Annotated in this window: 7 protein-coding genes and 1 pseudogene; 5 read left to right on the forward strand and 3 right to left on the reverse strand. The window is 71.3% G+C overall.

Translation table 11 applies throughout. The features are described from left to right. A partial coding sequence (locus tag AAG827_RS21610; protein ID WP_341928273.1) for a GrpB family protein occupies positions 1 to 236 on the reverse strand: 236 nt, incomplete at its 3' end. On the opposite strand from AAG827_RS21610, the gene AAG827_RS21615 reads away from it, so the two are divergent. Further along, positions 214 to 600 (forward strand): hypothetical protein, encoded by a 387-nt coding sequence (locus AAG827_RS21615; protein WP_341928274.1) that lies wholly within the window; start codon positions 214 to 216, stop codon positions 598 to 600. The genes AAG827_RS21610 and AAG827_RS21615 overlap by 23 nt on opposite strands. Before the next feature lie 379 nt (positions 601 to 979). On the opposite strand, the gene AAG827_RS21620 is transcribed toward AAG827_RS21615, so the two are convergent. Further along, on the reverse strand, positions 980 to 2,158 hold the full coding sequence (locus AAG827_RS21620; RefSeq protein WP_341928275.1) for a site-specific DNA-methyltransferase: 1,179 nt from the start codon (positions 2,156 to 2,158) through the stop codon (positions 980 to 982). Between the two features lie 29 nt (positions 2,159 to 2,187). Here AAG827_RS21620 and AAG827_RS21625 point away from each other — a divergent pair, with 29 nt between their 5' ends. The 4 genes from AAG827_RS21625 (at position 2,188) to AAG827_RS21640 (ending at position 6,714) form a co-directional block, all read left to right on the forward strand. After that, positions 2,188 to 2,877, forward strand: coding sequence for a matrixin family metalloprotease (locus AAG827_RS21625; RefSeq protein ID WP_341928276.1), 690 nt, complete (start codon positions 2,188 to 2,190; stop codon positions 2,875 to 2,877). Position 2,878: 1 nt separating this feature from the next. Then, positions 2,879 to 3,799: a matrixin family metalloprotease gene (locus AAG827_RS21630; protein ID WP_341928277.1), complete on the forward strand. Its 921-nt coding sequence runs from the start codon at positions 2,879 to 2,881 to the stop codon at positions 3,797 to 3,799. 62 nt (positions 3,800 to 3,861) lie between these two features. Beyond that, positions 3,862 to 5,430, forward strand: a complete 1,569-nt coding sequence (locus AAG827_RS21635; protein ID WP_341928278.1) for an alpha/beta fold hydrolase — start codon at positions 3,862 to 3,864, stop codon at positions 5,428 to 5,430. A gap of 18 nt (positions 5,431 to 5,448) precedes the next feature. Then, entirely contained in the window at positions 5,449 to 6,714 is a 1,266-nt protein-coding gene (locus AAG827_RS21640) for a phosphodiester glycosidase family protein (RefSeq protein WP_341928279.1), read from the forward strand. A 12-nt stretch (positions 6,715 to 6,726) separates the two neighbouring features. On the opposite strand, the pseudogene AAG827_RS21645 reads toward AAG827_RS21640, so the two are convergent. Next, a pseudogene (locus AAG827_RS21645) lies at positions 6,727 to 7,223 on the reverse strand (hypothetical protein); the annotation flags it as partial.

Below are 7,223 nucleotides of genomic sequence, written 5' to 3' on the forward strand. Positions count from 1 at the left end.
TTCGCTACCAAGCCCGGAATGGCGGTTGAGCCGACGTGCTCGACCCGGGCAGATGGGACGGCTGCCAGTGCCTCACCCAACCGGCTAGCAATGACGGCGAACTGCGCAGGCCATTCCTCTCGGTAAGCCACAACTTCAACTGTCATGAAGCCAGTCTCCCAGGACGACACGCAGCGCCCGACTCTCGGCACGACGTCGCGCACTGTCATCGGCATGACCGCCACCATCAGCGGCATGAGCGGACTGTCGAGCCGGTGGGCCGGGACGGTTCGTTTGGCAGTGCCGCTGTGTAGGTTGCTGCCCATGGCAAGCGAACAGACTGCTGCTGAGCGACTGCAGGAGTTGGAGTACCGGCTCCACATTCTCGATGGCCTACTGCGAGTCCTGGACGACCCTCATCGATTCACTGATGTCGTCCTCTCCGGGACCGAGATAGACGACACGGTCGAGGCCCTGCAGGAAGCCTTCGGGTTCAGCCACATTCAAGCCGTGGCCGCCCTCGACATGCAGTTTCGTCGGCTCAGCAAGCGCACCCAGTCTTCGATGCGTTCCGACGTGGAGCAGATGCGGTTGGAGCGCACGCGACTTAGCCCATCCTGAGCCGTTCCCCGGCAACGACGGCTCATCAGCACGACCGCGCACCATCAGCGGCATGACCGGACGTGCGGCCACGTAGCCGAACGTACGTATTGGTGAATTCGTCGCCGTGCTCAACGTGACTGCAAGGGCTGAAACCCCATTGAGTACGTCCGACTACGGAGCATCCGACTCTCGGCATGACCGCGCACCCTCGGCGGCATCAGCGGACGTGCGGCCACGTAGCCGAACGTACCTATTGGTGAGTTCGTCGCCGTGCTCAGCGTGACGGCAAGGGCTTAAACCCCATTGAGTACGTCCGGCTACGGAGCATCCGACTCTCGGCAGATCCGGTAAGCGCCGGCCCGTCCCGCGGTTGACGGAAAACACCCCGTGCCTGGTCCTAGGCAGGCGTCAGGTCGACGAACCCGCACCCGAGCAGCGCGTCGACGGCAGCCAGCCGGGCCCGGGTGATGTCGGCGACCGTGGCGTAGCCGGCCAGCTGCGCGTTGGAGCCGACCCGGGTCGGCTCGGTCGAGTTGACCGACAGGCACGTGCGGCGCCCGCCGTCCTCGGCGTTGGCGAGCGCGACCGCGTGACCCGTGGTGCCGCTGCCGGCGAAGAAGTCGAGCACCCGCGCGTCGTCGGGCATCGTGCCCAGGATGCGCCGGACCAGGCCGGTCGGCTTGGGCGACTCGAAGACGTGCCCCACGATCTCCTTGAGCTCGACGACGGCGCTGTCGGTCGAGCCGATCTCGTCGGACAACCAGATGGTGCGCAGCTTCTTGCGACGTCCGCCGTCACGGTGCAGCCAGTCCTTCTGGAAGACGTCGACCCGCTCGCCGCGCACGCCCTTGATCGTGCGGCACACCAGGTCGTCGGGCCGCTCGTCGATGCGGGGGCGGCTCCAGCGCCACACCGCCGGGGTGCCGTCGCCGAAGACCGGGGCGATCTCGACGGCGCCGTCGAAGGGCAGCGTGCGCACGGCCCCCGAGGCCGGGTCGCCCCACACCGGGAAGTGCAGCGTGCGGGCCGTGGCGGGGTTGAACTTCTTGTTGGTGTTCCGCAGCGGGAGGTGACGGAAGCGCCTACCGTCGACGTCGGTCAGCGGGAAGTCACGCTCGTTGACCGTCTCGGTCGTGCTCGCGTCGAGCACGCACGCACTCGCATCCCGGGCATAGGCGAGGAGGTACTCATGGCTCGTCGCGAACCCCTTGCCCAGCTGGCGTCCCTTGGGGTTGAGGTTGACCACGACCTGTGCCAGCAGCTGGGCCTCGCCGAAGACGTCGTCCATCAGCAGCCGCAGGTGGGCGGCCTCGTTGTCGTCGATGCTGACGAAGATCGCGCCCGTCGGGGCCAGCACGGCACAAGCGGCCACCAACCGCGGCCGCATCATCGCCACCCACGCCTGGTGGCGGGTCGCGCCGTCGACGCCGCGGATGTCGTCGCGGTAGGCGAAGTCGTTGCCGGTGTTGTAGGGCGGGTCGATGTAGACCAGGTCCACGCTCCCCGGCGCGAGCAGCGGCAGCACGTCGAGGTTGTCGCCCGCCACGAAGGCGTTCCCCTGCTCCGGCCACTCCACGGCCAGACCCTACGACGGGGAGGGGGCGCATGAAGGTCCCGCTCGCCCTGGGCGGCGGCGCGGTCGTCGGCGTGCTGCTCGCCGTGGCCTCGGTGACCGGTGACAGCGATCCCGCCAGCGGTGCCGACGAGGGCACCCCCGGCCCCCACCACGCCTTCTTCTTCACCCAGCCCGGCAGCAGCCTGCCGGTCACCTGGAGCTCGTGCCACCCGGTGACCTACGTCGTCAACCCGGCCCATGCGCCGGCCGGCTGGGTCGACCTCGTCGCGAGTGCGGTCGACGAGGTCGCCGAGGCGACCGGGCTCGACTTCGCCTACCTCGGCACCACCTCCGACCGCGCGTTCAACCGCTCGGTGCGCAGCCCCACGGACTTCGAGCCGGTGCTGATCGGCTGGGCGATGCCCCAGGAGATCTCCGACCTCGAGGGCACCGTCGCCGGCGTCGCCGGCCCCGACTCGATCACCGTCGACGGCCACACGACCTACGTCACCGGCAAGGTCATCCTCGACGCGGAGTCCTACGCCCGCCTCGAGGCCGACGGCGACGAGGGCGGAGCCCGCGCGATCCTGATGCACGAGCTCGGCCACGTCATGGGGCTCGCGCACGTCGACGACGCGGGTGAGCTGATGCACGAGGACAACATCGGGCGCGAGACGTTCGGCCCCGGCGACCTCCAGGGCCTCGCCGTCCTGGGTGCGGGTCGCTGCGTACAGTTTTGACGTGGGGTGGTCCGAGCGTCGCGCGCAGCGCGAGTGGGAGCGCGACCTGCTGCGCCAGATCCGCGCCCTCGAGACGACCGACGAGGGACCGGACGGCGGCCAGGTCACGCCGCTGCGCCGTGAGCGCGTACGCCGTCCCCCTCGCCGCCGGCGCCGTGCCCCGGCGGTGCGGGGCGCCGCCTCTGCCGGACGCACCCCGGGCGAGCGCCGTCGTACGGTCGTGACGGTCGGGGTCACCCTGTCGCTCATCGGGGCGCTGCTGCTGCTCAACGTGGTGCCCGGCGCCTACCAGCTGCGTGCCCTGCTCGGCCTCGACGACCGGCTCGGCGCGGCGGTCGACGGCGGGAGCTCGGGGGCCTACCGGTTCCTCTCCACGGTGCCGGGGACCGACGACCCGATCGGCTGGGACCCGTGCCGACCGATCCCCTACGAGGTCAACCCGGAGGGCGCGCCCGATGACTGGGAGTCGCTCGTGGACGACGCGGTCGACACGATCAGCGAGGCCACCGGGCTGGTCTTCGAGGACAAGGGCACGACCGACGACCGGGCCTTCGAGGAGCGCTTCCGCGCCGGCGTCGACCCGCGCCCGGTGCTCATCGGCTGGGCCACCTCCGAGGAGGTCCCGGGTCTCAAGGGCGACGTCGCCGGTCTCGCGGGGCCGATCTCGACCAGCGACGGGGTGCTGGCGCAGTACGTCACCGGACGCGTCGTCCTCGACAGCGACGCCTTCGAGGAGATCGAGCGCTTCCGCGGCGCCGAGGAGCAGCAGCGCGCGATCGTGCTGCACGAGCTCGCCCACCTGGTCGGCCTCGACCACGTCGACGACCCCTCGCAGCTGATGTATCGCACCACGGAGGTCACCCGCCTGGGCCGCGGTGACCTGCGCGGTCTCGCGCTGGTCGGCGACACTCCCTGCGGCTAGCCAGGAGCAGGTGACGGCGGTCACAGCGCGTGACCTTCGTCTCTCCCGTGAGTTGATCCTGCATGACCTCACGCCTCGCCATCCCGCTCGGTGCCACGCTGCTCGCCGCCGCCCTGGCCGCAGTGCCGGCCACCACGGCCGCCTCCGGCGCACCGGCTCCGGTGTCCGCGAAGCCGGGCGTGAGCGTCACCAACGGCTGCCTCTCGAGCGTGCCGGAGACTCCGGGCGGCGCCCCGGTGAAGATCTGCTACTCGATCTTCAAGCCGGCCACCGCGAGCTCGGCCAAGCGCGTTCCGATGGTCATCCACTCCCACGGCTGGGGCGGCATGCGCACGACCGACCCGGCCGACTTCGCGAGCCTCACGAGGGCCGGCTACGGCGTGCTCTCCTTCGACCAGCGCGGCTTCGGTGCCTCCGGGGGCAAGGCCCACGTCGAGAGCCCGGACTTCGAGGGCCACGACGTCCGCGCGCTCGTGCGGCTCGTCAGCAAGCTCCGCTGGGTGCAGCAGGACGCCCCCGGCGACCCGCGCCTCGGCGCGATCGGCGGCAGCTATGGCGGGGGCTACCAGTTCCTCGGAGCCTTCGAGTCGCTGCGCCTGAAGGGCACGCCGGTCTTCGACGCCCTCGCCCCCGAGATCACGTGGCACGACCTGTCGCAGAGCCTCGCCCCCGAGGGCGTCGTACGCACCGCCTGGGCCCTGGCGCTCAGCGCCGCGGCCCTGTCGACGCAGGCGCTGCCCGAGAGCGTCTACAAGGCGCTCGTGGAGGGGGCGGCCCTCGGCACCCTGCCCGACGGGTCCGTCCCGGGCACCGAGGACCTCGTGTCGTTCTTCGCCAAGAACGGTCCCAAGCACCACGTCGACGCCGGGCGTCGTCTCGACATCCCGGTCCTCCTCGGCCAGGGCACCACCGACTCGCTCTTCCCGCTCGAGCAGGGGTTGCGCAACTGGCAGCGCGCGATCACCCCGCGAGCGCGCAAGCAGAGCATCTTCGTGGGCTACAACGGCGGCCACGTGCTGCCCGCCGCCCTTCCCCAGGGCGTGAGCGTGACCTCGGACCCGTGCAGCCGCAAGCTCGGCGGTGGCGACTTCCGTGCCCTCACGGTGAAGTTCTTCGACAAGGTGCTGAAGGGCCAGCCGAGCAGGCTCGGCGGCTTCGGCAAGATCCACCTCGCCACCCCCGACAGCACCTGCACGACCGTCTCCTCGGTCGCCCCCACCAGGACGTACGACGTCGGCACGGTCGCCACGACCGCGGGACCGGCCGGCGCGCCGGTGTCCTACGCGGTCGCCGAAGGTCCGATCCGGATCGCCGGCTCGTCCTACCTGACCGGCTCCGTCACGGCGCTCGGGGTCAACAACCGGGCGTTCTACGGGCTCGCCGTCGGCACCACGCCGCTCGACGCCCACCTGGTGCAGAACAACGTGCTCCCCCTCAGCGAGCCGTCCCCCGTGTCGGGAGTGGCGCGTCGCGTCGCGCTGCCGTCGGTCGCGATCGACGTGCCGGCGGGGCAGACGCTCTATCTCCTGGTCTCGCCGGTCAGCGACACGTTCGTGACGATGGGCTCGCGCACCCCCGGTGCCGTGGTCATCGACGACACGGTCGTGCACCTCCCCGTTGTGGGCCGCTGACTCCTTACCCTGGGCTGGATGCGCACCCGACTTCCCCGGATCGCAGGCCTGGTGCTGGTCTGCGCTCTCCTCGCGGCGCCGCCGGCCCCGGTCAGCGGTGCGAGCGCTGACCGCCTCGAGCCGCCGGCCCGTCCCGACGGCCTCAGCCAGCCCGAGCAGCGCCTGAGCCAGGCACGCTTCCCCCAGACCTCCGACCGGGTGCGTGGCGCCGTCGCGGCGCCGATGTCACCGCTGGTCCGGCGGCTCTCGACCCGCGTGGGTCCCTCGTCGAAGCGGGTCGTCTCGCCCGGCGTCACCTACACCACCTGGAGCCAGACCGACGCCCGCGGTCCGATCCGGGCCCATCTCCTCGCGGTCGACCTGAGCACCCCGGGCCTGCGTCTGGACTACGCATCGGCCGGGGCCGTCCGGCGTACGGACCAGGTCAGCGACATCATCGCCCGCGACCGGGCCGTCGCCGGGGTCAACGGCGACTTCTTCGACATCGGTGACACGGGGGCGCCCCTCGGTCTCGGCCAGGACCGTCAGCGCGGGCTGCTCCACGCCCCGCGCGGCGGGTGGAACTCCGCCTTCTGGCTGGACAAGGCCGGGCGTCCCGACATCGGCTACCTGCCGCTCAAGGCCGCCGTGAGGTTCCGCCCCCACCTGCGCATCACCAACGTCAACTCCCCCGAGGTGCGGCCCGGCGGCATCGGCGTCTACACCCCGGCGTGGGGCGCGAGCGCGGGTTACCGCTGGACCGGTGGGCAGACCAAGACCGTCCGCATGGTGCGCGTGGTCAACGGCCGCGTGGTCGAGACCAAGAACAAGCTGCCCTCCAACACAGTGATCCGCGGCTTCCTGCTCGTCGGCCGCGGCGAGGGCGCCCGGCGGCTCGCGGGGCTGGCCAAGGGTGCGCGCGTCGACGTCGAGGGGTGGCTCCAGGGGCGCCCGCAGGTCGCGATCACCGGCAACAAGTTCCTGATCCGCAACGGTGTCTTCGAGGTCATCAACGACCGCGAGATGCACCCCCGCACGGCCATCGGCATCGACCGCGACACCGGAGAGGTGCTGCTGCTGGCGATCGACGGACGGCAGAGCTTCAGCCGCGGCTACACGATGGTCGAGCTCGCCGAGATGATGCAGGACCTCGGCGCCGACGAGGCGCTCAACCTCGACGGCGGCGGCTCGACGACGATGGTCGCGCGGCGTGCCAACGGCACGATCGGCGTGGTCAACAGCCCCTCCGACGGCGCGGAGCGGTTGGTCGCCAACGCGCTCGAGGTGACCTACACGGCTCCCTAGGTGCTGTCGGCGTCAGCCCTGGAGCGGGACGTCGACGACCGCGACGGTCGTGACCGGCGCGAGGCACTCCTGGAGCGGCGCGGTGACCTTGTCGGGCACGACCGCCCAGGTCCCGCTGTCGTCGAACGCGGCGGTCACCGTCACGCCCGGAGGCACGTCGCAGCCGATCGCCACGACCGCGGCCATCAACCGGTGGCCGTCGGTGGGCGGGTTGTCCTCGGCGATCGTCATGACCTGTTCGCTGAGGCTCGAGGAGTCGAGCTGGGTCAGGAAGTCGAGCAGGCCGTCGCCGTCGATCGGGGTCAGCTGGTCCGACACGCTGCCGCCGGCGTTGGTCTCGTGGACCAGGCCGAGCACGGTCGCCCCGTCGCCGGCGGGCTCAGTGGCCGGCGGCTCGTCGGTGGGGGTCGGCGTGGTCGTCGACGTGGGGGCCGGGGTGCTCGACGCCGACGACGTGGGGTCGTCCGTGGCCGAGCCGGTGCCCTCCTCCCCGCAACCGGCGAGCAGGA

Origin of the sequence: Nocardioides psychrotolerans (assembly GCF_943371775.1) — a bacterium.
Classification (GTDB): Bacteria; Actinomycetota; Actinomycetes; order Propionibacteriales; family Nocardioidaceae; genus Nocardioides; species Nocardioides psychrotolerans_A.

Bases quoted from the DNA above. Each gene is read 5' to 3' on its own strand.
- AAG827_RS21635 (WP_341928278.1), top strand. From the start codon at position 3,862: ATGACCTCACGCCTCGCCATCCCGCTCGGTGCCACGCTGCTCGCCGCC.
- AAG827_RS21640 (WP_341928279.1), top strand. From the start codon at position 5,449: ATGCGCACCCGACTTCCCCGGATCGCAGGCCTGGTGCTGGTCTGCGCT.
- AAG827_RS21625 (WP_341928276.1), top strand. From the start codon at position 2,188: ATGAAGGTCCCGCTCGCCCTGGGCGGCGGCGCGGTCGTCGGCGTGCTG.
- AAG827_RS21615 (WP_341928274.1), top strand. From the start codon at position 214: ATGACCGCCACCATCAGCGGCATGAGCGGACTGTCGAGCCGGTGGGCC.